Raw genomic sequence first — 24,013 nt, 5'->3', positions numbered from 1 at the left:
AGAGCCATGTCTGAAGCCTTCGAGTCCGGTTGACGCATCTTTCAAGCCGCTGGTACCACATTGGCCTGGTCTGATTCCGCATCAGGGGCCGGAGATAGAACTGATACATCGCCCTGTACCTGGGGAGCATTGACGGCAAGATACTCTCCCCAATCCTTCATCAGGACACGCCGCTTATCCAGCAAGTCCCCGCGGTTATATGCTGCTTCAACTTTACTGTTGAGTGTGTGCGCGAGAGCCATTTCGCAAACCTCTCGCTGGTGATCGGTATCTTCAGCTGCCCACGTCCGAAAAGTAGATCTGAACCCATGCGGGACAACCCCATCAACTTGAAGCTGATCAAGCACTCTGGCCATCGCATTGCCGGGAATAGGTCCTGTTCGCCAGGAATTTAGAAATACCCATTTGTCATGCTTTCCGAGCTGCTGCCGCAGTACGTCCAGCATCTGGTCCGTAAGGGGTATTCGGTGAGCCTTACCCGCTTTCATGCGCTCCGGCGGGATGCGCCAGATTTTCATCTCCCAATCAATTTCAGGCCACTGGGCTCCGCTGACCTCCTGATTTCGAGTTACGCTCAATATGGCCAATTCAACAGCGCGAGCTGCAGACCCATCCAGGGAGTCGAGCTTGGCCAACAGCTCAGCTGTGCGAGAAGGTGCTGGAGACGGGAAGGGGACTACCGTATGTGATTGCTTGGGCAAGAGCTTGTCGAGATGACCGCGCCACCGTGCCGGGTTTTCCCCCTGCCGAAGCCTGAGTGCTTTCGCCGCATCAAGCACGAGCTCAATGCGATTCCGGACGCGGTTCGCTGTAACAGGGACCTTGCTCCAGATAGGCGTCAGCACATCCAGTACATCGTCCGTGTCGACTTCGGCTATGCGAAAGCCGCCTATGCAAGGGTAGACATGCTTCGTGAGTGAGTTTTGCCATTGTTGGTGATGCTTCTTAGACCAGCTCGACGAATGAGTGCGAATGTACCTTTCTGCTGAAGCCCGAAAAGTTTGGCTAGTAGTGGTCCGCGAGGCTTTGGTGGCTTTGAGCTTCGCTCGCTCAGCTGCTGGGTCGGTGCCGCGTGCGATATCAAGTCGGTACTTGTCAGCCTCCAATCGTGCATCCCTGAGACTCAATGCAGGGAATTTACCCAGGGAGAGATCGTGACGTTTTTTCGCCAGCATGTAGCGAAAGACCCAACTTTTTCGCTGGGTAGCTGAAACGCGAAGAATCAACCCTCGACCGTCCTGGTAGGAGCCGGGCTGGTCGACGTCCTTGACGAACTTAGGAGTCAGTTTGCTCATGCAGTGCCTTTGGTCACTTGCTGATTCTTTTTGCTCGCTGGCGGCTGATCCTCAAAAGCGAGGGAAATTTTCTCCGGAGGTACGAGGTGTAAGCAAGCAAGCTCATAGCCCGCGCCTGAAGAGAGATGTAATCCGGAATGATCCACAGCGAGAACAGATATCGCTCCAGGCTCCTTATCAAGCTCCTCCCCAAGCCAGTTACTCAGAGCGCCTTCTACAGCATGCATAGTGCCGAAGAAATAGACCTTCTCTGTTACCTCACCGATCAAAACAGAGCGCGGTCCAATCATCGGCCGTAAACCCTCTCGGATAATCGAATCGAGATTTCGGGTTGGCGTGACGTGGTAGATCTGACCAGAAATTTGATCACCTTCGTCGTGCAAATTTGCATCACGGTTTTTCACTACGGGATTCCTCACGGCTCATTCACATACAAGGCGCACATGCTGTAAGCGCCCAAGATCTCGCCGAAATGTAGGAGGATAAGGTATCCCCGTACAAAATGGCTACAGGTCTTATTTAACGTGGCCTGTGAGAAAACCAAAATTCTTTGTCCCACACCATGGCCCACAGTTGCTTACCAATGGAAAATATCCACTTGGAGGCAGAATGTGAGCGTTGGCCTGCAGACGAAAGCTTTGGGGGTAATAGGGGGGGGTTAGCAATGGGGGGGAGGAGGGGGGCCCGGAAACCGTATGTGCCCCCGGGGGTATCGCTGTAATACTATTGCTTAGCCATACTGGTGTGCTGTACTCAAAGAATTCGTTTACGATCACTCACAAAGGCTTCAACCTTAAGTGTGATTTGTATTGTTTCGGCGTCAAATATATCGTTGATCTTGATTGCCTTTTTTTTGCCATACTTAGTTGCTAGTAGCTCAGTGGCGTGTTTAACGTCTGGGCTTTCCAAAAGCTTTGCCTTAGGATATTTTTTCATTTCGTGTAGTTTGCCAATCCGCATATCTACTTGCGCTTCAGCAGCCTCACACATTAAAAAGCCGAGTTTTTCATACATGCCTACTAGGCTCGGAAAACAACAAAGAGCAATATCTGTATAATTTGACTTTAAGTAATCAATCATTAAAGTCATGAGCCCTTGTTTTCTGTATTTGGAATCAACGCACACATAATTAAGGCCGCACGCGGTGCATGAGTCGTTAGCGCGAGTGAAGGTCAAAAATGCGATTGCCTTTGAATTTACGTCACTAATAAGGATAAGTTCGCAGTCAAGTTGTTTGCCAGAGTGTGCAGTTATCTGCTGTTCTAGATCAGCTAACATCCAAGCGCTGGCAAGACCGAACATCGGATGGTTAGGCTTAACAGGCCGGTTCATAAGTTCAGCGCTGTTGCGCTGTGCTAATCGCAAAATATCGTTTTTTTGGGATTGTTTTAGGGTTGTAAGATCGTGAATGTGCAAAATGTTCATGGACTGTCCTTAGTGTTTCCGCAAGTATATTACTTTGACTGACGAATATTCCACTGATCTCCAAATTTTGAATTTGGCATTTCGATGTCATACCTATGCTGGTTGGAATAGCTTGCACGACATCTGCGCCAGGGCCGGTACGGGCAAAGTTGAGGCGGCCACAGTCTTTGAAAGCTATCTGGGTCCTGAAACCCGCAAGGCTACGCAAGGAATCAGCGTCTGCTCCTACGTCAGTCTCATCCTTTCCGTTGGTAATGAGGATCGCCTGGATCGTCTGAGACCCATCAACCGCAACGGTGTATTGCAGAGTACTCTCGTGCGTTTTGGGGTGCCACTGACCCGCTTTTTCGCCGCATCTTGTTGTAAATCGCAACCAAGCAATGAGAACGCGACAGCGACGAAAAATAGTTGCCACATAAAAGGTGCTACCCTAAAAATCTGCTCACATGCCGCAAAGCGTCGAGCAAAAGCTACGGAAGTTAAGTAAGGGCTACTGAAATTCCGAATTAGAATAATGCGAATTGATGTCCGTTAATTTGCTTGGTCGTTGGCAATGGCTTGATACATTCATCTGATATATGTACTGAATCCCGTTGTGAATTGCTTCGTTCTTGAGTGTTCCCTAGTTTATAATTCCAACCTCCTAGAATATGCGCAGGGGTGTACCACAACTCACGCTCTTCCATCATTAGCGTATTGCCGAGGATTACGATTGCAGGAATATGCAGAATGCTGAGTTGAAGATAGGTCATATGAACTGCTCGTGAATCTAAATCCTGTGCAACTACATGAAGGGCGCTTTGGAAGCTTACTCCCTTGCTGGTTAATGCGTCGGCGAAGGCAATAGGCATGGCTCCCGCGCCACATGCGGGTTCAGCTACAGTTATAAAACCCCGCTCCTGCAGTCGTTCATGTAGATCTTTACCGTCGCCTATAAGTTGTGTGGCCATTATTTGACAGACAGGGTAGGGGGTAAAGAACTGCCCTCTTGAGCTATTACCGAGTTCCAACTCACCGAATACTCGGCCCAGTACATCATCAGGGCCATACTCCATTGCCATGGTTAGTTCCGCGAGCATTTGGGGAAACCGGTGCAACTCATTCGGTTCATACTTCTTAATAAGGCTCAGATAGCGGTTTTCACGCTCATTACGGTGCGCCAGGTCCACGCTGTTGCTCATCGCTAACGCGCCCATTTCGCAGAAGTCGGCGAACACATCCCACAAGTGATGGCGGTGGCTGTTTGCGTTTAGCAGGCGAATGAGGGTTTTGCGGTGTTCTGCCGGGTTCGAGGCCTTGGTGTATGCGCGTGGTTTTTTTGAATTAGCCATGGTGCTTATCGGACGCTATTTGGTAAGTTACAAAGAACTTAACCCTTAGTGATAAGAACCCAAGACCTCGTTAGATCACCGCTTTTCTAGCTAATAGATCTCATTGGGTGCAGCAGCGCTTGTAGCAAAAACGAAGCGCATGCCCCCCAGGTGGTCCATTCTTCAAAATGCAAACTCTTGCTGGCGATCTGCGAAGCTACACCAGCGTGCGTAACACTCAGAATTACCTATTTCCATTTCGATATTATCGGCATAGCCCCGTATGCGCGCGTCACGGATTAACTCGGCTATTACTTCGTCGCTGTCGCCCATTTCGAAGCATGTGTCAAAAGTTCGTTCACCAAGACCTTCATACCCACGGTCCCACAAAGTGTACCTGGTGATCTCATGCACCAGCATGTGGCGGTAGGCCAGCTGTACAAAGCGAACACGAGCTTTTAAGCCCGAAGCGGTTGAGAGGCCTACTTTGTCGCGTAGACCATACAGTTCGTTGATGGTGGCGGTGGTGTAAGACACAAGGCGATCCGAGTTTTCCTAGAGATGCCTTCAGGCTACGGCAAGGGCCCGGAACCCCAACTATTTCAGCGCGTTTTGAATGGGCCGACGCCAGACAGTGGCGTGGTCAGGGTTTCGTAGGGAGCAGGGGAGGGGATCAATCCCTACCTTGATCCCGCTGTATTGGCTTGAAGGAGTTCCATTCCGAGAAAAAACCGTGGGTGATTTTAGGATCGGTGCCGAGCTACATCCGGGCGCGATCGTCGATCTGGAAAAGCCCAACCTCAATCTACTGGTGGGGAGAAACGGACTGGCCAGCAAAGACTTTATGTTCGAATTGTTTTGCCTCGGCCCGCTTGGGGTGGGCTTAGGTACGGCGGAGGAGTTTTCCTGAATCAGATCTCGCTACCGCCGATTCACCCGCCGGTAAGATAGCCATCGGCGCCGTCGCGTATGTTTACCATGATCTCTGCCGGCGCTGTACGCTCACGAGAACAGCAACTTGATCAGCGAAAGAAGAGTTCGCTTTGGCGCTTCCGGTCCCACTGGAGTGCTTGCCGTACGGTAGGCGGCCATCAGGTGAACATCGTTGGCCAACATCCGGTAGACGCACTGGTTTGCGTCTGGGGTCGGTTTATGCAACTGGTACCCAAGATGTTTGTTGATATACAAAGCGACCGCGGCACTGCGGGATCGGCCGGCCTGGCAATTAACCGCGATATTTTCCCCCAGGTCTGCAATTTCCCGTATGCGCTCCCTCAGCACGTCAGCCTTGCTGCTGAGCAGGTAATCGACGTAATTCCGCTCAAAGTCCTGCCCATATATCTCGATGACTTCTTCGTCAAAGCCGGCGTCAATGAAGTGGTGATAGCTCACGCTCTTCCAGCGTGCTTCGTTGATTCGTGCCTGATCGTCAGGGCCATCAGATATAGATATCAGATGACAGTCAGGGCCTGGCAAGTATCCCTCAGCATCGCTGCGCGATAAGAAGGTGCAGCAGGGTATCGGTTTCTTTCGTTGCATTTATTCTCCTGCTTTATGAATCGCCCCTAGTTTCGTAGACACCTCCAAGCCTTAAAATGAGGCCCATTAGGAGGTGCCATGAGCAACCAGCGATATCCCGAAGAATTCAAAATCCAGGCGGTCAAACAAGTGACCGAAAAGAAGCTTCCTGTCTCGGAGGTGGCTGCACGATTGGGTGTGTCCGTGCACAGCCTCTATGCCTGGGTTAAGCGCTACACCAAGCCCCCAGGAACAGCGCGTTGAGGAGGATGATCAGAGCGCTGAGGTTCGTCGTCTACGGGCCGAGCTGAAACGGGTGACGGAGGAGCGAGACATCTTAAAAAAGGCCGCCGCGTACTTTGCCAAGGAGTGCGGCTGAAGTACGCCTTTATTAAGCAGCAAGCGGGTCATTACGCGATTCGACGGCTTTGCCTGACGCTCAAGGTTCATCCCAGCGGCTACTACGCGTGGCTATCAGAACCAAAATCTGCGCGAGCCAAGGACGATCAGCGACTGCTTGGACTGATCAAACACTCCTGGTTGGAAAGCGGTGGTGTTTATGGCTATCGCAAGATCCATGATGACCTGCGAGAGGTTGGTGAGAGCTGTGGCCGTCACCGGGTAGCTAGGTTGATGCGCCTTGAAGGTTTACGTTCTCAGACTGGGTATCGACGGAGGCCGGGAAAATATGGCGGTAAACCAGCCGTTGCCTCACCGAACTTACTGAAGCGCCAATTCGATGTCAGAGAACCCAACAAAGTCTGGGTCACAGACATTACCTACATCCGAACATATGAAGGCTGGCTGTATTTGGCCGTGGTGCTCGATCTGTTTTCACGCCAGATCATTGGTTGGTCAATGAAGTCGCAGATGACCAGCGACGTAGCCATTGATGCACTGCTGATGGCGGTTTGGAGACGTAAGCCGAAGCAAGAGGTGATGATCCACTCGGATCAAGGCAGTCAGGGCGGATTCAACCGGTCGTCGCAACACTGGATTGTTGTACAGACTTTAGATACTCATTCAGTGCTTCGGCAGGTGTTTTCCATCCGAGTGTTTTTCGAGGTCTAGTGTTAAGTACGTGAGCTACCGCCTGTATTTCTTGGGCACTCCAACGAGAGAGGTCAGTGCCTTTCGGGAAGTATTGCCGTAGAAGGCCGTTCGTATTTTCGTTTGTGCCGCGCTGCCATGGACTATGTGGGTCAGCAAAGAAAACCTTTACTCCGGATTCGATGGTAAATCGAGCGTGATCCGACAGCTCCTTTCCACGATCCCAGGTCAAAGATCGCCACAGCTCGATGGGAAGATCAGTCACCGTCTTCTTCAATGCATTGGCCATACTAACAGCCCCATAGCCAGCCAGCGCCGGGCCGTTCTTCGTGCGGGGAATTAGCCCATAACCTTTCTCGCGAGGCAGGTGGACGAGCATGGTAAATCGAGTTGAGCGCTCGACCAGAGTTCCAATCGCAGAGCGGTTCAGACCGATGATCAGGTCGCCCTCCCAATGCCCGGGTACAGCCCGATCTTCTACCTCAGCAGGGCGACTGGAGATCATGACGTCCTCGCTGACGTGTGCCCACACTTTGGCCTGCGCTCTGGCTCTCGGCACGCGCAATGCTCGTCCTGAGCGCAGGCAGCTCACCAGTTCGCGCTTGAGAGCTCCTCGACCCTGAATGTAGAGCGCCTGATATATGGCTTCATGAGAGATACGCATGGACTCATCATCCGGAAAATCGATCTGGAGCCGGTTGGCAATCTGTTCAGGCGACCAGCCATTGACCCATTTACGGTCACTGCGATGCGGTTTATTTCGACCTTTGAAGGGCGCTTGCCGAGGCCCAGAAATCTCACGACCATCGGCGTCTTGAACCTTGCCCTCAAGGCGGTCGCGCACGTACTGGTGCAGTCGCGGGTTAGTGACCAGTTTCGCTGGTTTCGGCCTCTTGGCCACCAGTTCTGCCTTCCATTGCGCTACTGACGCTCGATATTCAAGCCGACCGCAACGGGTAGCAGCATTTCGTGTCAGCTCCCGTGAAATTGTCGATGGGCTTCGTCCAAGGCGACGGGCAATCTCACGAGCGCCAACACTTTGCGCTCGAAGCAGCCCAATCTCTTCTCGCTCTGCAAACGATAAGTATCGTCCTGATATGTGATTCGACATGAATAATGGCATCCCGCCTCGATGACGGAACCAGCGTGTACCTACCGCTGTTGATACGCCAACGGCATGTGCTGCCTTTTCGCTTGTGATGCCTGTTGCTATCTGCACCCAAAATAGCCGCTCGATCTCATTACGAAGTGAGGGTGCACCTGGAGAACGCATAGCTCCCCGGCCCGTCAATTTTTGCATCCATCCTGCGGGTCGTCCCATAAACACCTCGATTAAGGTGTTGCGACGACCGGTTGAATCCGCCCAGTACAGCAGCTCAGACTGGCGAAGCTTCTTGAAAGCTAACAACCTGGTAGCCAGCATGAGTCGTCGAGGTAACTGCCACGACAACGCTGTGGCGGAGAGCTTTTTCCAGCTGCTAAAGCGGGAGCGGATCAAGCGTAAAATCTACACTACACGCCAGGATGCTCGGGATGATGTGTTCGATTACATCGAGATGTTTTACAACCCAAAACGACGCCACAGTTTCAACAATCAGCTGTCACCGGTAGAGTTTGAAAAGCGTTACGCAGCGAGCCTGGAGAGTGTCTAGGAAACCCGGGGCGATTCATTATGACTAGCATGATACTGAGTTAGAGACTCTTCAAGACACCCCAGTGAACTGGATGACGATCCGCCTTCTCCAGTGCCTCCGCAGCCACCGAGGCTTGCTCGTGCGAACTCCACACGCTGTCGGAGCAACGCTCAACGCCGTGCTCCTGGTCTCGGAAAATCAGGTCAAAGGTCGGAGCCTCGTATTGGTCAGAGATGTCCCGCACTATAAAGCGCTCGTGCTCGAGGTGTTGTGTCAGGGCGAATGTGGCGCTCATAGGCATGATCCAGCTTTCAGGGATCCCTCGGATGCCGACTCCAAGGGGGTCGCAGGTGCCTCTATTGAATGATCAGGGGCTGGCCCGCTCGACGCCGACCTGTTGACCTCTGGTTGGGAGTTGGACGTTTCGATGTTCCAGCGACCAATCTCAATTCCAAGCTCATGGCTTGCCTCTTGAGAGAGCCCATGCAAAGCGTCCTCAACAGCTAATTCGAGCTTGGTTTTCAACCGAAAAAGCGCCTGCTGTGAGCCGAGAACTCCAATGACCAGGTTGAGGGTAAGTCCAGCCTGACTCCAGGCTTGGGGCGTGACGACCTGCATAAATGGTTCTCCGTATAAGTGATCCGCCTCTTTCTCTCACGATCGCCGATAATCCCAAGTTCCCGTCGCCAGTTCAGGATTGCTACTCCTCAGTTTTTAATAGCCGTGTATAAATTTTCTGACTGAAATCCCATGGGTCAGAGCCTTGAATTCTTGGAGCAAACGCTGCAAGTAAGCATCAAAGAGCAGTGTGCAGTACGTCGCTGCAAAAACTTTTTCCTGTCTCGCGACCCTCGGGATCGTCGTTGCTGCTTTTTAGGTTCGACGGGCTGGGCTTACGTTAAAATTGAGCAGGATTTGCCCCGTCCTGAACTGGACGGGGCGGGTTTCTAGCCGCGCTTGAGCTGATCACGCAACTGGGTGGGTAGATTGCGAATCATCAGCGTGCCGGCGTTCTCGTCGTAGTCAATCTTGTCGCCGAGCAGGTGCGCTTCGAAGCTGATTGACAGGCCTTCGGCGCGTCCTGTGAAGCGGCGGAACTTGTTGAGGGTACGCTTATCTGCCGGGATTTCAGGCGACAGGCCGTAGTCCTTGTTGCGGATGTGATCGTAGAAGGCTTTTGGTCGATCTTCATCGATCAACCCTGACAGCTCTTCCAGGCCCATCGGCTCGCCGAGCTTGGCCTGGCTGCTGGCGTAATGCACCAGGGTCTTGGTTTTTTCGCGGGCGGACTCCTCCGGCATGTCTTCGCTTTCGACAAAATCGGTGAAGGCTTTAAGCAGGGTACGCGTCTCGCCTGGGCCGTCGACACCCTCCTGGCAGCCGATAAAATCGCGGAAGTACTCCAAGACCTTCTTACCGTTTTTGCCTTTGATGAACGAAATGTATTGCTTGGACTGCTTGTTGTTCTGCCACTCGGAGACGTTGATGCGCGCTGCCAGGTGCAGCTGGCCCAGGTCGAGGTGCCGTGAGGGGGTCACGTCCAGTTCTTCAGTCACCGCCACGCCTGCACTGTGGTGGAGCAGGGCGATGGCCAGGTAATCGGTCATGCCCTGTTGGTAGTGGGCAAAAAGCACGTGGCCACCGGTGGAGAGATTTGACTCTTCCATCAGCTTCTGCAGGTGATCCACCGCAAGGCGGCTGAAGGTGGTGAAATCCTTACTGCGGTCGCAATACGCCTTCAGCCAACCGCTGAATGGATGCGCGCCGGACTCGGCATGGAAGAAACCCCAGGCCTTGCCCTGTTTGGCGTTGTAGCTCTCGTTGAGGTCGCCGAGCATGTTCTCGATGGCTGCCGACGCTGCAAGTTCAGTGTCGCGGGCATGCAATACAGCTGGGGTTCCATCAGGCTTTTTGTGGATCTGATGAACGATGATGTGACGGATTGGCATGAGTTAAGAACCTGTAGTCTGGAGTTGGAAAGGCGTTTCGTGGGGGTGTTTCGACATATGCGCGCAGAGCACTAAGTTCCCGAATTCGGCAAGAGTTTCAGGAGCAAGAACGGATCCGGTGACTGCCGCAGCCGGGCGAAAGATCCTTTTGCCGGTGGCTGTAAGCCAATCGAACACCATGAAGTGCTGATGTGCTCCAGTTTGGAGAGGCGCCAGCGCCTGCAAGGTCATACTTGAACTGGCGTATAGGGACAGCGCTGATATGACGGTTTGTGACTCCCCTGCATTGCGGTTCTGGTCGGGCAGTGCGTCATAGGCGGTGAGGGTTGCGCCGAGAACATCGGCTGGCTGGAGCCCGCCAAGTGCTTTCAGATCTTCTCCGGACTGCATGGCTCGATAGCCGTCCAACGTCAGTTGGCCTACGAGCCGGGGGCCTGCAACCAGGTTGTATGAGTAAAGCCAGAATCCAACGGCATTTTGTGCGTTTGCTGAATCCTTATCGATAACCCAGCTTGCGTTTCGCAACGACTCTGCATACCTAAGAGCGCGTGCCTTTCCTACGTCATCCATCTAGGCCTCCTTTGACTTGGCCATCATTGACGCCTGGGCGAAAGCACAGGCAATGACGATTACGTTTGCACGTAACCCGCAAAACCCAAATCAAGATACGGGCTTCAGGGATGGTCCATATCGGCTCGCATTCTCAGAAAAAACATCTGTCTCCATCAGGCTGTGCCCGGGCTGTGTCCATCAGGTGGATCAAGCACCTAGCTTGGGTTTTTTCGAGGCAATGGTTTCCTGCCTGTAGTTCTTTCAGCGGGAAACCTCGATGCAACTCCGACCCTACCAACAGCAGCAGGATTTTGAACTCCGCAAGGGCATCAGCCTTGGCGCGACCATTCAGATGCTGATGAGCCCCACAGGCTCCGGTAAGACAGAGGTGGCCAAGCACATCATTGCTGGCGCGCAGGCGAAGAACCGGAAGGCCTGGTTCATCGTCGACAGCCTGAAGCTACTTGATCAGACGCTTGAGCGGTTCCACAAAGATGGATTGGTCGCGGGAGCGATTCAGTCAGACCACCCATTGACGGACTATCGAAAGCCCATCCAGGTAGCAACGATCCAGAGCTTGCGCCCTCGCTTGGACTACATGCTCAACCACCACAAGCCACACCTTGTTCTCATTGACGAGGCGCATGTTATCCATGAAGCCCACATTGAGTTGATCAACTGGTGCCGGCGGAACAAGGTGCCAGTAATCGGGCTAAGTGCTACCCCATGGCGCCGTGGCCTGGGCCGCATATTTGACAGGCTGATCAATTGCATCTCTCTTTCTGAGCTTACTGACCTGGGATTCCTTGTCCCGACAGTGTGCTATGCCCCGTCCGTGCCTTCGTTGAAGGGCGTGAGTACGAAGCCAAACGGCGACTGGATCGAGGACGAGCTCGCCACGGTGATGGGGGACGCCAAGCTGCTTGGTGACGTGGTATCTCACTGGAAAGAGCTGGGTCAAAACCGCAAAACACTGGTTTTCGCCTGCAACGTCCAGCACTCAAAAAAGCTTGCTGAACAATTCTTGAAAGCGGGCGTTGCCGCAGCCCACATCGACGGCTACATGCCGCCGCATGAGACTGAGGAGATCCTGCGCCAGTACAAGGCGGGTAGGATAAGGGTCTTGGTCTCAGTGGCAATGCTGATCAAGGGGTTTGATGATCCGTCTACCAGTTGCCTTGTGATTGCGCGACCGACCAAATCCCTGATGCTTCACTACCAGATGATTGGCCGTGGTCTGAGGCTTTCGCCTGAAACAGGAAAGATCGACTGCATTATCATCGACCACTCTGGCAACCTCTTGCTAAACGGGAAGCCTACAGACGAGGTACCCGACGCCATGGACAACGGCGAAGGGGAGCGTCTTGACCGCCGTCCGCAGGACAAAGGCGACCAGGAGAAAAAAACCAAGCCTTGCCAAAAGTGCAGCTTTGTTTTCAGCGGCTTGCTCTGTCCGAAGTGTGGCAATGAAATCGTAATACCGGATGGGGTGGCGGTGGCCACCGGCAAACTGGTGAAGCTGGACGATCGACGCAAAGTACTCGGGCCGACTAGCAAACTACACACTTTCTGCGAGTTGCTTGGGTATGCCTGTGAGACCGGCAAAAAAGACGGTTGGGCTCAGTACGCATACCAGGCATTCATGAAGGAGCTACCAGATCGCGCATGGATCGGCACCGTGCAGCCCAAACCACCGAGCGAAGATATGAAAAGCTGGGTAAAGGGTTACAACGTCCGTCGCGCCAAAAGCAACCGCCGATTCGGATAAGGGAGTGAAGCGTCAGGTTTCGGTATCCGAGATAAAGGTGAAATTCTTAAAAAGCAGCGAGCGCAAATACAGGAAAATCCCACTTGAACGCACTTGTGGGTACATCTGGCTTTCTTTCCTTTAATCAGCTGCTAATCTCTTTTGCATGACACGCCTTGCGCTGTTCATCGGCGAGCAAGGGCCGACGCATTATCTTTGGGAAGGATGTGAAAATCATGGAAGTCGCCGCTGTGCCGGACCAGTAGAGTCAGGCTTCACATGATTTCTTAATTATGGCCCAAGGATTGAGAGTCACCAGCCGTGAACCGGTGCCCGCGGCCTTAAAGCAGACTCAGAAAGAGAAGAGACCTAAATCATGAGCGAAGCGCAGTATGATGATTTTATTTGCAACTCTCCTGGAGAGAATTCAAACGCACAATGCCCAACCGGACTTCAATTGGGCCATTATGTTTCTATAAATGGTTCAAATGATATATCGGACGTGATTGTGGGCAAGAGCGGAGCCTGCGTTAAGTCTATAAAGCTGACCAGGATTGATGGGACTATCTACAACTATGAGATAACGGTTGTCGGAAAAGGTCCAAAATCTGGTTTTACATCTTCCATTAATTTGTATTTTACAGATAGTACCGGAGATACTTACAAACTCTCAATTATTGATAGTAGTGAGACAACTCATACGGTCAGCTACAACTCTTCAGATGCTAAAATCACCAATATTGCTTGGAAGAATGACTAAAGGTGGGTTACGGAATGAAATCACAGTTTATTTTCGCCATCTTACTCGCAACCATAGTCATCAGCTCCCATTCAGTGGAAGTAAGAGCCGGACTTACTGAGTCTGACCCCATCAGTCATTCAATCGGCAGATCCATAAAGTTTAACAAACTTCTCGGTCACACCTTGACTTATTGTGTCAGCAATTCATTTCCGCAGAATAAATACAGTCACAACGAACTTGTCAGAAAAATTGACAAGATGCTGACCGATTGGACTCAATACGCCAATCTCACCTTCACACACTCTCAATACGAGGACGGGCGATGCATTAAGGAAAATAGCGACATCGATATTCGCTTCACATACGCGACAGTGAAGCCGAACGAGGACACCGGGGGGGAAGTTGCTGGACGCGCTACATTTCCCTGGAATGGCCCACCTAGTGTCGTAAGTATAGACCCGAATAACACTATAATTGATTTCGTTTTAGGTCACGAGATTGGCCATGCACTCGGATTGATACATGAGTTTGTCGGAATGAAATCACCAGTAAAGGGATGCGAAGAGACTAATTTGTCGCTAGTCCGCGTCACTGAAAAAGACCAAGACTCAATTATGCATTGGCAGAGGTGTCGCCCTAACACATCTAAGTTTTATTATGAACCGCCTAAAACTCCATCTTCTCTGGATAAAATAGCCATAGCATGTATGTATGGCTTCAAGAATAAAGCATATCAAGCACAACTCATAAATTCGTGTAAAAAGCTCAACAAGAATGTTGAGTATTTTCATGATGATCATGATGAGCTCTGAATGATTATAAATGAGTCAGTCTCTTGCTTTCGATCAAAACGCAGGATTGGAGCCTTGCAGGCTTCCGAAATACATGCAAAACATTCGAATTCATTGCAACCAAGGTCGGAAGAGATATCTCGTTTTTTACTAATTCTTCCAATACGAATTGGCAGTAGTTCTCTCCTGCTGTCAGAGGTGCTGCAATGAAGAGTATGAGTGGCGGGGGCAACCGGAAAACTGGTGGGGCTGGACGATCGACGCAAGGTACTTAGGCTCACCAGCAAACAGTAAGCCCCCTTTAGCCGCCCCGATCTGGGGCGGCGTCTGCGTAATTCAGACCAAAAAACCGCCCGAAACCAGACCTTTCCCCGCGACCTGCATGAAACGATCTCCTCACCTAAGGAGACTCACATGCCCAGCGAAAAATATCCTCCGGCGATATGCCGATCACCAGTCATTGACTACCTGGCAGGCATCGGCTCGCACGCGGTCATGATTCTTACGTTCAGGCACAGCGGCGAAGAGCTGCGTTCCATATCCAGCCGTCACACTGCTGGCTTGATGGCAGTAGCGGTCGGCATAGTCGTCGCCTGTACCCACTTCGCCCCAAGCTCCAACTCCACGCATAGCTTGGTGTCTTGCGCACTATTTGCCCTTCTCATCGCAGCGGTCTTACGCACCTTCGGAATGCATGCCGTTGCAGGGTATGCGACGTTCCTGGTGGTGACAGATCCGGTAGCTCTGGTTGGTCGCTATCTCCCAATGGGCGACCTGACTGATGCCGTGTTTTCGTTCTGGTGCTTAGCAGCGCTGTCTATCTACGGCGGTAAATGTGCAAAAAACAGAATGGAGTCGCCTCAATGAAGTCGACCGCAGAACAACTCCCCATCATCGAATACCAAGGTGACCATCTGGTGGTGAAGGCCTATGCCGGATGCGGCAAGACGACAACGCTTGTTGCCTATGCCAACCATCACAGCCACTTGCGCATGCTCTATCTGGCGTACAACCGTGCGATTCGGGATGAAGGGGCAGAGAAATTTCCAAAGAACGTCACCTGTAAGACTTCACACCAATTGGCCTGGCCGAAGTTTGGCCAGAGCTATCAGCATAAACTCGGGAACATTCGTCTGACAGACGCCTCAGGGCTGCTCAAGACTCGAAAATGGGGAGATGTAAGGGACTCCATTGCGGTGCTTAACGCCTATCTGTCGAGCGCAGATGCTGAAATTACTGAGGCACATTATTTTGCTGGAATCAGCGAAGAGGATGCCGCTGAGCACGGAGCTGATCATCTTGACCGGACGTTAGGCTATGCCCAATTACTCTGGGAGGAAATGATCGATATCGAGAGCAAATTTCCCTGCCAGCATGATGCTTACCTAAAACTCTACCAACTGAGCTACCCGCAATTGCCGTATGACGTGATCCTTTTCGATGAGGCTCAGGACAGCAACCCTGTCACCGCCTCGATCGTGTCGGGTCAAAAGGCAAGGAAGATTTTTGTTGGTGACAAATGGCAGCAGATCTATCGCTGGCGGGGCGCTGAGAACGCCCTTGATACGCAGATCGTACAGGGAGCGGCGTCGATGTACTTGACCAATTCATTCCGGTTCGGTCCGATGATTGCCGGCGTAGCAAATGCGATCCTCAGACAACAAGGGGAAACTCGTCCCCTGGTTGGGTTTGGTGCCCGGGACAAGGTGACGACATCGCTGCCTTTTGGTTGTAGCCACTACACCGTTCTCAACCGCACGGTGATTGGTGTGATTATGACGGCCATTGACGCAGTCTCTGACGGTCAAGTTGTCTACTGGAATGGGGGGATTGAGGCATATCAGATTGCCGACCTTGAGGATGTTTACTATCTGAAAGTTGGCCGCAAGGAGGAGATTCGCAACAAGCGATTGTTCGGGCAGTTCAGTGACTTTGGTGGGTTTTCGGAAGCGGCTGAGGAATCTAAAGATGCCGAGATGAACCGGATGCTCAGGATACTCAAAGAGCACGAGGACATACCGAAGTTGATAGCAGCCCTACGACGCAACTCAACAGATGATCCGCTTGACGCTGATGTGATCGTAAGCACCTGCCATCGTTCGAAAGGGTTGGAGTGGGATGTGGTGGTCCTTGAAGAAGATTTCCCAGACATTTTTGATAAGGAGAAGATCACCCCCGATCAGCGTATTGATGAGCTGAATTTGCTCTATGTCGCAGCCACGAGGGCGAAGAAGGTCCTGGTGATCAACACAATCACCCAAGTCGTGATTCAGAAAAGTCACGCTGAGGCCCGCCGGGAGATGGAAGCAACAGCGGGGCAGCGCGCATGATTTACCTCTTCCTCGCACTTTTGATTGTGTCGGCCGGTGCGATATTTCTCTGGGGTAGATTGGTCTCTCGGTTTTCTGCAAAGACCTGGGTTGTTTATCGGAGCACTGGAATCATTGGTGGGCCGGTACATGAGATGTCTCACGCGATTGCATGCGTGCTCTTCGGCCTTCGAATCAGGAAGCTTGCCTTATTTGCGCCAGATGCGATCACTGGGCAGCTTGGCTACGTTGAGTTTTCCTACAGTCCGTTTTCTCTGCGCAACTCGATTGGCCTCCTATTTCAAGGAGTAGCCCCATTGTTGGCCGGGAGCGCAATAGCCGTTGTCTCCTTAGGCAAAGCATACGAGCTAAGCATTCCCGACCAGGGCCTGGTCCCATTGCTGGGTTGGATAGGCGCTGTGGCCACCGGTACCATTGCATCGGTCGTCCACCTGGGTACTAGTTCATTGCAGGGGTTCGCTATTGCATTGCTCGTGATGATTATTTCGATGCACGCGATCCCAAGTACAGCCGATATCGCCCTAGGTCTCAAGGGCTTTGCCATCGTCACGATCGGTTTCGGAGGCCTAGTTGTACTGCTCCAGATGATCCCCTTCCAAGGGGAAGGCGTTGCAATGAAGTACATCATCAGGTCAGCGGATCTTGTGGCACGTTATCTCGAGATCGGTATGTGGCACGCACTCAACGGCGCAGTAACGGTGGTGACGTTATCGGTCTGTGGCAGCGTAGTTCTGATCTTGCTCCCAGCGATTTTTTTCCATCTCAAATCCTTCTGGGATGGAGCACGTGGCCATGTATAGAACCCCAAAGTGGGATATTTAACTTTCCTTGACACCAGGCGGGGCTTGCTGATACCCTTGTCAGGAGGCTACTGCCTGACTCTCTCCAGATCCAGCACGATTCCCGTGCAATCCTGACAGAGAGCCCGTATGACACCCCGCCGAGCTACTTCCCTCCGCCCTGGACAATATTTAAGCACCTGATCCGCGTTGCATCCGTCACTGGCGGTCTGCCGGAGCGTGACGTGATGCTGTTGTGGCTCACTCACACCTCTGGCATTCGCGTCACCGAATTGGCCTTGTTGGAGATTGGCGACGTGCTGTATCCCAGCGGTGCTATAAAGCCCGAGGTGTATTTGCGAGCAGACATCACCAAAGGCTGCCGCCCGCGCAATGTGTACCTTACACATGCCCAATGCCTCGCCGCGCTCGATGCGTGGTTGGTTGTCCGGTATCAGCGCTGTTGGGGGCTTTCTGGTGCGGATGAGTACCGACGGTATAGCCCAGATTCGAAGCTGGTCATGACCCACGAAGGGCAAGCATTTGAATTGGCATTCAAACATCGCCAGTTAGACAGCGGGCCGGTGGCCTACCGTGCCAGTGATGCGCTGCAACAGACAATCACCAGGCTCTGCCGCCAGGCGGGTATCAAGCAGGGCTCATCCCATAGCGGGAGGCGGTCACTGGCGGCAAAGGTACTGGCTGCAACGGGGGGTGTTGAGACGGTGCAAACCATCCTTGGCCATGCTTGCCTCGATCTCAGCAAGCCGTATTTGAGCGTTGACCAGATTGTGATACGCCGAGCGTTTGAGATTGCGCTTTAGTCGGCTATCGATGGCGTCAGAGCCTGCGCACGGTAGGGGATACACACGTTCAAAGAAAATCCTGCTGGACATCTAATTTACAAACCTTAGTAAATTTAGTAATGTTTATAAAACAGATAGGCGAAATATAGGTGATTTTTGAAAATTCCTACGCATTTGAAGCATATACCACTCATAAATCTTGAAAATTACGACGAAATTGATGGCCCGCATGCGAATAAATCGGATGCTAAAGGTTTGTCGGTTGGCATTGCACAGTGGAATGGGGCTGGAGAAGCAGAAATATCCGCCAAGGTTTGGCGACACACCGGCGATGAAAAAGAGGGGAAATGGTCAAGGCAATCAGAAGAGCTTCCGGTTCATCGAGTTTTCGATCTTGCAACACTTGTATGTAGCGCAATGCAGTATTCGGCTAGTGGTGACCATCTGCCAAACACCAGCGGTTTCAATGTGTCTCTTGCAGAGGGTGATGCGGACAGAGCGCGGCTCTTAGGTGTAATGAAGGAACAGTTCGTGGCCAACAAAAAGCATCTTGATGTGAGTCTGGATCGGCTGGTAGAAGCGTTGAAAAAGCTTGGGAAGATTTAAAAAGGGTCGGACATCTGTCCACTGGTTTTCATATTCAGGAAATCGAAGCATGGAGCCCCGTCATACAAGGTGGTGATTTTGCCCGCTATGCCGGTTTTGCTGTGCCAATGAGCGGTTCAGGAACTGAGACGCAAGGTGTCGTGCTGTGCAATCAGATCCGCACCGTTGATCTTGAGGCCCGAGGAGCAAAGCGCGTCGAATCGGTCACCCGAGGTGGTGATGGACGACGTGCTGGCCCGCATTCAAGTGTTGATTGAATAGCAGAGGAAAAAAATGACACAGCAGAAAATCACGCTTTCTGATCAATGTGCAAATGTCGGCTGGTCACTGACTGAGGTTATGGCGCAGAAGCATGACAAGCGCCTCTGGTCGTTAGATGGAGGTCCGGCCGGGTTACCAGAGGAAGTTGTCGGCCAGATGTTTGCCAGCAGCGGCGGAAGGGTGAGTTATTGCGAAGGTGGGTCTGTCCTTTTGCTCATGAAAGCTGCGGCGCTGGAAACGCTGGCAGCAAGGAACTCTTTTGGCGATCGGGTCGATGCAGTTAACAGGTATCTGGAAGCGCAGATGACGATTCTGGCGGAGCACACATCCGAGATCGTAGACACCGTCAGGAGCATTTCCCCGGATGCACTTGCGCGGAACGTGAACGAGTTGTCCAAGAGCTCGAGACTCGCGGCATTTTTCCCGAGGGTGAAGGAAGCGTTCATGTTGGAGTTATTCGATCACCTGGGCAGTGACAAACTGGCTGACATCCTATTGGCATTCTCGGCAGCTCCATATGAGTACCGTGCTGGATGGCCAGACCTGATCGTGATTCAGAGCGGGGCCATGAAACTTGTAGAGGTAAAGACAAGCGATAAGCTTCTGGACTCCCAACTGCGGTTCGCAGGAGGAATTGCTTCCCCCATGGGTTTTGACTGCGGGGTGGTCCGCCTGAAAGCATTAAAGCAATGACGCATAGCCAGAGCTTGAAGAAAACGAAGTGGTTTTTCCGGCTTCTCTGGTGAAGGACGCATGCACGCTTGCCGCGCATTACATCGCCGCTCGGAAGCAAGCAGACACCGAAAGCGCAGAGCGTATTGATCGTGATATCGGTGCGTTCTTGAGCGAGGAGTTTCATACCCGCGAAAACCAGGCGCTGTTCAGAGCTCGATTCATGACACTGTTTGCTGACTGCAATGCCTCATTTGGCTCGCTTAATCACTGGCATTGCCTGTGGGCCTATAAAGATGATCGGATCTAGGAAAATACCGTGAAACGTCCCGAAGGCCTTTGGCCCTTTACCATGGTGGTACTCGATCAGATCGAGTTGATCGGCAACCGTGTACTCAAGATCGAGGCGCATGACCCAGGCGACCTGGACGGGGTTGACTTCCTATGGGGCGAACTCACTCCGCACCTGGAGCTGTCGGAGGGGGAGTACATGCGAATTGACCGGGAATTTGGTGAATCCAGCACATCCTTCGGTCAGCGCGGTTGCTGCGGAGGCGACGCAACCTAGGGTGACGATCTTCGGTTTCTCCAACCTACGACCGAGAACGCGGCGCTGGTAGCTCGCGCATTTTGCGACTACTTCACCTAAAACGCCGACGTATAGGAAAACGACCAGGTACACCCCAAGTCCCGGCCGCAAACCGGGGCCGAGGCCTTAGAGATAGGCACGATTCAAGCGTCCAGGATCGTTGCGTTCATTTTGAACGCATCTCCCCGTGTTAAGCCCAGAGAGGAGAAGTTTTATGACGAAGACCATCGACAAGGAGTTCGTGTGGCAACGCGACGAAGAACTGATCACGCAGGGCTTGAAACTGCACCAGCGGCCGTTTCACGTGGCGATGGCCTGGATGAAGGCCAACCGCATTTCCGGCGATGTGTTCGACAAGGCGATGTGGGACCCGCTCATGGCGATCTACCATACGCTCTATCCCGAAGGTGATTTCTCGATGCCAGCGATGCTCAAAGGCGGGGTGGCGCTGCGTGACCAGATGTACCCGGTTCGAATCGCCATCGGATATGGATCCGTCTCTGTTGACCTCATCGAGTGCATCGAGATACCGCGTGATGAGCTGGAATTTATATTCGAACAATATCCAGAACAGGGTTGGCGTGCCTTTTATGGCGTTGCCGATCTGTGGGATTTCGCCTATGGGGTCAGTGATCTGGAGCATGGGACTGGGGATGCACCTCAGTTACTCGCCAACGCGCGCTCGTCCCTCACGGCGACCGCTCGCATCCTTGCCGGTGACATCGATATCGACGCGGCCGTACAGACGATCTGCTTGACCGCCGAACTGGCGCTCAAAGGGGCACTTGCCGCGCGCGGCTGGACCGAGGCGCAATACCGCAAATTGTCGCACCACCTTGTTAAACTAGCCGAAGCGCTGATCGGCGAGGTATCGACTGCGCACGACGATCGCCTTCGCGGCGCTATCGCGCTTTTCCCTGACTATGTCGGTACCCGATATGCATCGCACGGCATGACCCGGATCGAGCTGATGGTACTTGCGATGCGCGCTCAGTTTGTGGCCGCTGAGGCGTTGCGCCGTGTGTCTGATCGGGATCTTGCGTCGAGGCTAGAAGCTGATCCTAACAACTTGCCGCGACCAGTTCTTTGGTGCTGATGAGGCTGCGCGCTGTGCTGTCGTTCAATGATCGTCAGATGATCAGGTCATTCCTGGCCGTTTAAAAAGGTCTTCTCCTGACAATCACTGATAGAACGGAAATCGCTGGACACCACCGGCCCTTGATTGGGCCTTTTGCAGTAGGAGTTGGGCACTTTCTGCCCGCTGAATCGAACAGCTTTAGAGAAGTCAAAAATGACACGGATCGCTATAACACTCGCCAGTGCGCTAGCACTTAGTGGCTGCGTAACCCAACTACCCGAATCCGATTACCATCACATCGCCACGCGCGTCGCTCAAGCCAGTATCTGCAAGCGCGAGCATTTGATGAGCGTCAACCAATTTAACCATTACGTGGTTTTTCAGACTCAGGGCTATCCCAGCCAATACCTGTACGACCAGGCAAAGCTAGGCAGCATGGTCCAGGCGAGCTTGGCACAAGCCGGCACCATCGTAGTGGGTGAGGCCGATCGCCCGGTTATGGAAATGACGTGCGCGGATCTGGCCACAGTGGCGGATCGAGTAGGCGCTACGATGCAGCCCTCCATCTCAGCACCCCAGAATCCGGTGTACACGCCTAAAAACACCAACTGCATCACCAATTACGGCTATACGACCTGCTCGTCGTACTGAAATCCAGGAAAAAAGTAATGGAACCCATCGTACTCACTTTATCAGCAGCCCTTGTTTTATCAGTGATAGCAATCGCCATTTTTGTCATGCTTTGGATGGGCGAACGTAAAGCGCACCGTGCCGCAAAAGCATTGCTTGAGGCTGAGCGACGCACCCGCTCGATAGAAGAGGTCATGGAGCATGTTCAGCCCCTTTGGGATCAGGTAAACACTTAGGAAAACGAGTCATGAAGGGATTTCGATTATTAGCGCTTCTGGGTCCACTATCGGTTTTGGCGGGAGCTACACCAGCCGTCGCGTCGGGCTTCGATTGGTCGACAGGGCAAGGTCTAGTAGACGCGTGCAAGGCGGTGAGCATTCCGCAAGCAAAAGCCAGCGAACTCGATGTGGCGAGTGTCTTTCTGTGCAATGTGCAGTTTCAAATCTGGCGAGACGCTTGGACATTTGCGGATGCCTTCAACGAGCATTCTTTCAAGCGGGGCGGCCCTATATGCATTCCAGATCAGGTGACGAACAAGTCACTGGTCGATGGGTTTATGGGGTGGGCAAATCGCAAAATGAGTAATGAACTTAAAGCTCAACAAAGTACGGCAGCCGTCTACCTTTTCATGCGGTCTGCATATCCCTGTAACTAACAATGAAAACGCCATGCCGATTTTACTGAGTCACGCAATCATCGGGCTGGCTACGCTCGCAGTGTTAGCCACCCTCACTTATAAAATTGCCTCAAGGCACGGAATAACCGTTGGAGTCCTTGCGTGGGTACTGCAATTGGCGTTCTTCAAATTTGCAATTTTGGAGGTCGAGGGTCCCTATGGTCGACAAAGATATTTGGGATGTTTGCCGGGCTGATGGGCTGGCTGTTGGCGTGGCATTTTAGACTAAATCCAAACGACGAAGACGTATAGGAAATCGCAAGTGTGACAACCAAAAGATCTGGACTAGGGGGAAATTATGTTTGAGATCATTGGCCTCGTTACCACAATATTGTTGGTTGTAGTGATTGGCAAAGCCATATACAAATTTTTAATTAAAAGAAATCTCCGCAAGGCTGCGATGGTTGCGAGGAAGTTTGGGGTTCCTGAGGCATTCATCTTTGAATCCTTCAAACGCCTGGACGATATTAAGGGCGCTATGGTTCAGCTGAGTCAACTAGATGATAGGTTTGATGAGAAGCCTGTTTTCATTCAATTTGGTGAGTCTATAGCTCTAAACTATGAGGGACAGCTAAAGGGGTATGTCCCTCGGTATCCTGGCTATTTTGAAGATGGTGCGGAGGATTTTGATGAGGTTATCAATATATCGGTCAGCCTCGGAGTGCCTCGCCACCTTGTGGGGGACTTATACGTTGAAAATCACTCTGGCTTAAACAAATTCGCGGCTCAGATTAACAGTCCCGGTAGCATCCATCACAACGCTTCATTTGAAGAACGTCTGGCCGTTTCTATCAGCACGCTTTTCAGGTCGCAAAATAGATTCTGACGCAGTGCCTGATCTGTCGAAGAAGGTGTGGCGCACTGCGGTTGGAGGTCAAAGCTAAGCGGAGTCGGAATATTGACCGACCAATTGCCGATTCTTGTCTGACGAACCACCACTGATCTGTTCAAGGAGAAATGACATGGAAAACGAAGCATGGAGCCCCGTCATACGCGCTTTCGAAACCCCTTACGAACCGAACAGAAAGGAACCCCCGCCATGCCGACCTATACCGACCACGAATAAACGCTGTACATGAATCAAGCCCGGCGCAAGGTGCTGGCTATCGCCAAGGCGAATCGACAGTACATCGACCGCACCGAGGAACATGCCCGCGCCTATGCCGAGGCGCTGTATGACGTGGCCGCGATCACTGAAACCGAGCGCCTGACACTGTTGGATGATGCCCGCGAGGGGTCCGAAGCCCGCGTGCGCGAATTCAAGGTCGCCGAGCAGTCATAACCAAAGGAATTCCGCCACCTCGGCCGCTGTGCTTACAATAGGCCACCATCACAAGGAGTTGCATCAATGGCGATTGAAGACACCCGCAAGCTGATCAAGGTCACCTATCACCAGGCCGAAAGCTACATCACCCATGGTTGGACGCTGTTGGCCGTGTGCGTCTGTCAGGACGGTGCGGATCAGTACGCCGAATACCATCTGGGCTGGCAGAAAGACGGGGAACCGCCATTGATGCCGATATACTGAGTGAATCGGCGTTAACAATACGCCACTTGTGTAAAACAGGCCCCC

Annotated in this window: 30 protein-coding genes and 3 pseudogenes; 23 read left to right on the top strand and 10 right to left on the bottom strand. The window is 52.4% G+C overall.

Features of this window, described 5'->3' with window-relative positions; genetic code table 11:
• Positions 1-41: 41 nt before the first annotated feature.
• The 3 genes from JTY93_RS28600 to JTY93_RS28590 form a co-directional block, all read right to left on the bottom strand.
• Positions 42-1,295: a tyrosine-type recombinase/integrase gene (locus JTY93_RS28600; protein WP_076965294.1), complete on the bottom strand. Its 1,254-nt coding sequence runs from the start codon at positions 1,293-1,295 to the stop codon at positions 42-44.
• The gene (locus JTY93_RS28595; RefSeq protein ID WP_076965295.1) at positions 1,292-1,699 is read right to left on the bottom strand and encodes a hypothetical protein; all 408 of its coding nucleotides are present in this window, start codon (positions 1,697-1,699) and stop codon (positions 1,292-1,294) included. Before JTY93_RS28595 ends, JTY93_RS28600 begins: the two co-directional genes overlap by 4 nt.
• 349 nt (positions 1,700-2,048) lie before the next feature.
• Positions 2,049-2,720, bottom strand: a complete 672-nt coding sequence (locus JTY93_RS28590; RefSeq protein WP_076965296.1) for a GNAT family N-acetyltransferase — start codon at positions 2,718-2,720, stop codon at positions 2,049-2,051.
• Positions 2,721-2,754: 34 nt separating this feature from the next.
• Here JTY93_RS28590 and JTY93_RS28585 point away from each other — a divergent pair, with 34 nt between their 5' ends.
• On the top strand, positions 2,755-3,207 hold the full coding sequence (locus tag JTY93_RS28585; RefSeq protein ID WP_154220724.1) for a hypothetical protein: 453 nt from the start codon (positions 2,755-2,757) through the stop codon (positions 3,205-3,207).
• Between the two features lie 19 nt (positions 3,208-3,226).
• Here the strand turns inward: JTY93_RS28585 and JTY93_RS28580 are convergent, their stop codons facing one another.
• Positions 3,227-4,051 carry an N-6 DNA methylase gene (locus tag JTY93_RS28580; RefSeq protein WP_076965297.1) on the bottom strand — a complete coding sequence of 275 codons (825 nt, stop codon included), beginning with the start codon at positions 4,049-4,051 and terminating at the stop codon, positions 3,227-3,229.
• A 162-nt stretch (positions 4,052-4,213) separates the two neighbouring features.
• Complete coding sequence (locus tag JTY93_RS28575) at positions 4,214-4,546, bottom strand: hypothetical protein (RefSeq protein WP_373562158.1); 333 nt, start codon at positions 4,544-4,546, stop codon at positions 4,214-4,216.
• A gap of 169 nt (positions 4,547-4,715) precedes the next feature.
• Between JTY93_RS28575 and JTY93_RS28570 the strand changes: the two genes are divergently transcribed.
• On the top strand, positions 4,716-4,940 hold the full coding sequence (locus tag JTY93_RS28570) for a hypothetical protein (protein ID WP_130898285.1): 225 nt from the start codon (positions 4,716-4,718) through the stop codon (positions 4,938-4,940).
• 92 nt (positions 4,941-5,032) lie between these two features.
• On the opposite strand, the gene JTY93_RS28565 is transcribed toward JTY93_RS28570, so the two are convergent.
• Positions 5,033-5,569, bottom strand: coding sequence for a protein-tyrosine phosphatase family protein (locus tag JTY93_RS28565; protein WP_076965299.1), 537 nt, complete (start codon positions 5,567-5,569; stop codon positions 5,033-5,035).
• Positions 5,570-5,647: 78 nt separating this feature from the next.
• On the opposite strand from JTY93_RS28565, the pseudogene JTY93_RS28560 reads away from it, so the two are divergent.
• Positions 5,648-6,619, top strand: a pseudogene (locus JTY93_RS28560) (IS3 family transposase).
• Here the strand turns inward: JTY93_RS28560 and JTY93_RS28555 are convergent.
• The gene (locus tag JTY93_RS28555; protein WP_170044298.1) at positions 6,522-7,898 is read right to left on the bottom strand and encodes an IS30 family transposase; all 1,377 of its coding nucleotides are present in this window, start codon (positions 7,896-7,898) and stop codon (positions 6,522-6,524) included. The pseudogene JTY93_RS28560 and the gene JTY93_RS28555 sit on opposite strands and share 98 nt — an antisense overlap.
• Before the next feature lie 55 nt (positions 7,899-7,953).
• Between JTY93_RS28555 and JTY93_RS28550 the strand changes: the two are divergent.
• Positions 7,954-8,250 (top strand): annotated as a pseudogene (locus JTY93_RS28550) (IS3 family transposase); the annotation flags it as partial.
• Between the two features lie 40 nt (positions 8,251-8,290).
• On the opposite strand, the gene JTY93_RS28545 reads toward JTY93_RS28550, so the two are convergent.
• From JTY93_RS28545 to JTY93_RS28535, 3 genes are all read right to left on the bottom strand, one after another.
• Positions 8,291-8,527, bottom strand: a complete 237-nt coding sequence (locus tag JTY93_RS28545) for a hypothetical protein (protein ID WP_076965300.1) — start codon at positions 8,525-8,527, stop codon at positions 8,291-8,293.
• Between the two features lie 652 nt (positions 8,528-9,179).
• On the bottom strand, positions 9,180-10,181 hold the full coding sequence (gene yejK, locus JTY93_RS28540; protein ID WP_076965302.1) for a nucleoid-associated protein YejK: 1,002 nt from the start codon (positions 10,179-10,181) through the stop codon (positions 9,180-9,182).
• 3 nt (positions 10,182-10,184) lie between these two features.
• Positions 10,185-10,751, bottom strand: a complete 567-nt coding sequence (locus JTY93_RS28535) for a hypothetical protein (protein ID WP_028622358.1) — start codon at positions 10,749-10,751, stop codon at positions 10,185-10,187.
• Positions 10,752-11,010: 259 nt separating this feature from the next.
• On the opposite strand from JTY93_RS28535, the gene JTY93_RS28530 reads away from it, so the two are divergent.
• From JTY93_RS28530 to JTY93_RS28445, 19 genes and pseudogenes are all read left to right on the top strand, one after another.
• Entirely contained in the window at positions 11,011-12,501 is a 1,491-nt protein-coding gene (locus tag JTY93_RS28530) for a DEAD/DEAH box helicase (protein WP_076965331.1), read from the top strand.
• A gap of 355 nt (positions 12,502-12,856) precedes the next feature.
• Complete coding sequence (locus tag JTY93_RS28525) at positions 12,857-13,240, top strand: hypothetical protein (RefSeq protein WP_130898287.1); 384 nt, start codon at positions 12,857-12,859, stop codon at positions 13,238-13,240.
• A 14-nt stretch (positions 13,241-13,254) separates the two neighbouring features.
• The gene (locus JTY93_RS28520) at positions 13,255-14,034 is read left to right on the top strand and encodes a matrixin family metalloprotease (RefSeq protein ID WP_076965332.1); all 780 of its coding nucleotides are present in this window, start codon (positions 13,255-13,257) and stop codon (positions 14,032-14,034) included.
• A gap of 393 nt (positions 14,035-14,427) precedes the next feature.
• Positions 14,428-14,880 (top strand): hypothetical protein, encoded by a 453-nt coding sequence (locus JTY93_RS28515; protein ID WP_076965333.1) that lies wholly within the window; start codon positions 14,428-14,430, stop codon positions 14,878-14,880.
• The gene (locus JTY93_RS28510) at positions 14,877-16,343 is read left to right on the top strand and encodes a 3'-5' exonuclease (protein ID WP_076965334.1); all 1,467 of its coding nucleotides are present in this window, start codon (positions 14,877-14,879) and stop codon (positions 16,341-16,343) included. The genes JTY93_RS28515 and JTY93_RS28510 overlap by 4 nt, the downstream gene beginning before the upstream one ends.
• A complete protein-coding gene (locus JTY93_RS28505) occupies positions 16,340-17,143 on the top strand; it encodes a hypothetical protein (protein WP_099170549.1) in 804 nt (267 codons plus the stop codon). The genes JTY93_RS28510 and JTY93_RS28505 overlap by 4 nt, the downstream gene beginning before the upstream one ends.
• A 227-nt stretch (positions 17,144-17,370) precedes the next feature.
• Positions 17,371-17,946 carry a tyrosine-type recombinase/integrase gene (locus JTY93_RS28500; protein WP_099170548.1) on the top strand — a complete coding sequence of 192 codons (576 nt, stop codon included), beginning with the start codon at positions 17,371-17,373 and terminating at the stop codon, positions 17,944-17,946.
• Between the two features lie 138 nt (positions 17,947-18,084).
• Positions 18,085-18,534, top strand: a complete 450-nt coding sequence (locus tag JTY93_RS28495) for a DUF6530 family protein (RefSeq protein WP_099170547.1) — start codon at positions 18,085-18,087, stop codon at positions 18,532-18,534.
• A 53-nt stretch (positions 18,535-18,587) separates the two neighbouring features.
• Positions 18,588-18,795: pseudogene (locus JTY93_RS29545) on the top strand (type II toxin-antitoxin system PemK/MazF family toxin); the annotation flags it as partial.
• 12 nt (positions 18,796-18,807) lie between these two features.
• Complete coding sequence (locus tag JTY93_RS28490) at positions 18,808-19,488, top strand: VRR-NUC domain-containing protein (protein ID WP_099170546.1); 681 nt, start codon at positions 18,808-18,810, stop codon at positions 19,486-19,488.
• Between the two features lie 28 nt (positions 19,489-19,516).
• Positions 19,517-19,777 carry a hypothetical protein gene (locus JTY93_RS28485; RefSeq protein WP_099170545.1) on the top strand — a complete coding sequence of 87 codons (261 nt, stop codon included), beginning with the start codon at positions 19,517-19,519 and terminating at the stop codon, positions 19,775-19,777.
• Positions 19,778-19,786: 9 nt separating this feature from the next.
• Positions 19,787-20,035, top strand: coding sequence for a hypothetical protein (locus tag JTY93_RS28480; RefSeq protein WP_099170544.1), 249 nt, complete (start codon positions 19,787-19,789; stop codon positions 20,033-20,035).
• Between the two features lie 235 nt (positions 20,036-20,270).
• Positions 20,271-21,152, top strand: coding sequence for a hypothetical protein (locus JTY93_RS28475; protein WP_099170543.1), 882 nt, complete (start codon positions 20,271-20,273; stop codon positions 21,150-21,152).
• A gap of 327 nt (positions 21,153-21,479) precedes the next feature.
• Positions 21,480-21,785, top strand: a complete 306-nt coding sequence (locus JTY93_RS28470) for a hypothetical protein (RefSeq protein ID WP_205478263.1) — start codon at positions 21,480-21,482, stop codon at positions 21,783-21,785.
• Between the two features lie 17 nt (positions 21,786-21,802).
• The gene (locus tag JTY93_RS28465) at positions 21,803-22,000 is read left to right on the top strand and encodes a hypothetical protein (RefSeq protein ID WP_099170541.1); all 198 of its coding nucleotides are present in this window, start codon (positions 21,803-21,805) and stop codon (positions 21,998-22,000) included.
• A gap of 11 nt (positions 22,001-22,011) precedes the next feature.
• Positions 22,012-22,419, top strand: a complete 408-nt coding sequence (locus JTY93_RS28460) for a Rap1a/Tai family immunity protein (RefSeq protein ID WP_169990595.1) — start codon at positions 22,012-22,014, stop codon at positions 22,417-22,419.
• Positions 22,420-22,738: 319 nt separating this feature from the next.
• Positions 22,739-23,266 (top strand): hypothetical protein, encoded by a 528-nt coding sequence (locus JTY93_RS28455; RefSeq protein ID WP_099168938.1) that lies wholly within the window; start codon positions 22,739-22,741, stop codon positions 23,264-23,266.
• Between the two features lie 249 nt (positions 23,267-23,515).
• A complete protein-coding gene (locus JTY93_RS28450) occupies positions 23,516-23,722 on the top strand; it encodes a hypothetical protein (protein WP_099168937.1) in 207 nt (68 codons plus the stop codon).
• Between the two features lie 66 nt (positions 23,723-23,788).
• Positions 23,789-23,968, top strand: coding sequence for a hypothetical protein (locus JTY93_RS28445; protein WP_099168936.1), 180 nt, complete (start codon positions 23,789-23,791; stop codon positions 23,966-23,968).
• Positions 23,969-24,013: the final 45 nt, after the last annotated feature.

This window comes from Pseudomonas hygromyciniae (assembly GCF_016925675.1).
In the GTDB taxonomy this organism is placed as follows: domain Bacteria; phylum Pseudomonadota; class Gammaproteobacteria; order Pseudomonadales; family Pseudomonadaceae; genus Aquipseudomonas; species Aquipseudomonas hygromyciniae.
The sequence above is the reverse complement of the archived record's forward strand: the minus strand, read 5'-3'. Positions and strand labels throughout refer to the sequence as shown.

What these genes read in the sequence shown, in the direction of transcription:
- JTY93_RS28510 (WP_076965334.1), top strand. Translation starts at nt 14,877, where the DNA reads ATGAAGTCGACCGCAGAACAACTCCCCATCATCGAATACCAAGGTGAC.
- JTY93_RS28460 (WP_169990595.1), top strand. Translation starts at nt 22,012, where the DNA reads ATGAAGGGATTTCGATTATTAGCGCTTCTGGGTCCACTATCGGTTTTG.
- JTY93_RS28475 (WP_099170543.1), top strand. Translation starts at nt 20,271, where the DNA reads ATGACGAAGACCATCGACAAGGAGTTCGTGTGGCAACGCGACGAAGAA.
- JTY93_RS28515 (WP_076965333.1), top strand. Translation starts at nt 14,428, where the DNA reads ATGCCCAGCGAAAAATATCCTCCGGCGATATGCCGATCACCAGTCATT.
- JTY93_RS28445 (WP_099168936.1), top strand. Translation starts at nt 23,789, where the DNA reads ATGGCGATTGAAGACACCCGCAAGCTGATCAAGGTCACCTATCACCAG.
- JTY93_RS28555 (WP_170044298.1), bottom strand. Translation starts at nt 7,898, where the DNA reads ATGCAAAAATTGACGGGCCGGGGAGCTATGCGTTCTCCAGGTGCACCC.
- JTY93_RS28530 (WP_076965331.1), top strand. Translation starts at nt 11,011, where the DNA reads ATGCAACTCCGACCCTACCAACAGCAGCAGGATTTTGAACTCCGCAAG.
- JTY93_RS28520 (WP_076965332.1), top strand. Translation starts at nt 13,255, where the DNA reads ATGAAATCACAGTTTATTTTCGCCATCTTACTCGCAACCATAGTCATC.
- JTY93_RS28450 (WP_099168937.1), top strand. Translation starts at nt 23,516, where the DNA reads ATGAATCAAGCCCGGCGCAAGGTGCTGGCTATCGCCAAGGCGAATCGA.
- JTY93_RS28490 (WP_099170546.1), top strand. Translation starts at nt 18,808, where the DNA reads ATGACACAGCAGAAAATCACGCTTTCTGATCAATGTGCAAATGTCGGC.
- JTY93_RS28465 (WP_099170541.1), top strand. Translation starts at nt 21,803, where the DNA reads ATGGAACCCATCGTACTCACTTTATCAGCAGCCCTTGTTTTATCAGTG.
- JTY93_RS28535 (WP_028622358.1), bottom strand. Translation starts at nt 10,751, where the DNA reads ATGGATGACGTAGGAAAGGCACGCGCTCTTAGGTATGCAGAGTCGTTG.
- JTY93_RS28545 (WP_076965300.1), bottom strand. Translation starts at nt 8,527, where the DNA reads ATGAGCGCCACATTCGCCCTGACACAACACCTCGAGCACGAGCGCTTT.
- JTY93_RS28525 (WP_130898287.1), top strand. Translation starts at nt 12,857, where the DNA reads ATGAGCGAAGCGCAGTATGATGATTTTATTTGCAACTCTCCTGGAGAG.
- JTY93_RS28600 (WP_076965294.1), bottom strand. Translation starts at nt 1,295, where the DNA reads ATGAGCAAACTGACTCCTAAGTTCGTCAAGGACGTCGACCAGCCCGGC.
- JTY93_RS28580 (WP_076965297.1), bottom strand. Translation starts at nt 4,051, where the DNA reads ATGGCTAATTCAAAAAAACCACGCGCATACACCAAGGCCTCGAACCCG.
- JTY93_RS28470 (WP_205478263.1), top strand. Translation starts at nt 21,480, where the DNA reads ATGAGCGTCAACCAATTTAACCATTACGTGGTTTTTCAGACTCAGGGC.
- JTY93_RS28500 (WP_099170548.1), top strand. Translation starts at nt 17,371, where the DNA reads ATGCTGTTGTGGCTCACTCACACCTCTGGCATTCGCGTCACCGAATTG.
- JTY93_RS28505 (WP_099170549.1), top strand. Translation starts at nt 16,340, where the DNA reads ATGATTTACCTCTTCCTCGCACTTTTGATTGTGTCGGCCGGTGCGATA.
- JTY93_RS28565 (WP_076965299.1), bottom strand. Translation starts at nt 5,569, where the DNA reads ATGCAACGAAAGAAACCGATACCCTGCTGCACCTTCTTATCGCGCAGC.
- yejK (WP_076965302.1), bottom strand. Translation starts at nt 10,181, where the DNA reads ATGCCAATCCGTCACATCATCGTTCATCAGATCCACAAAAAGCCTGAT.
- JTY93_RS28590 (WP_076965296.1), bottom strand. Translation starts at nt 2,720, where the DNA reads ATGAACATTTTGCACATTCACGATCTTACAACCCTAAAACAATCCCAA.
- JTY93_RS28455 (WP_099168938.1), top strand. Translation starts at nt 22,739, where the DNA reads ATGTTTGAGATCATTGGCCTCGTTACCACAATATTGTTGGTTGTAGTG.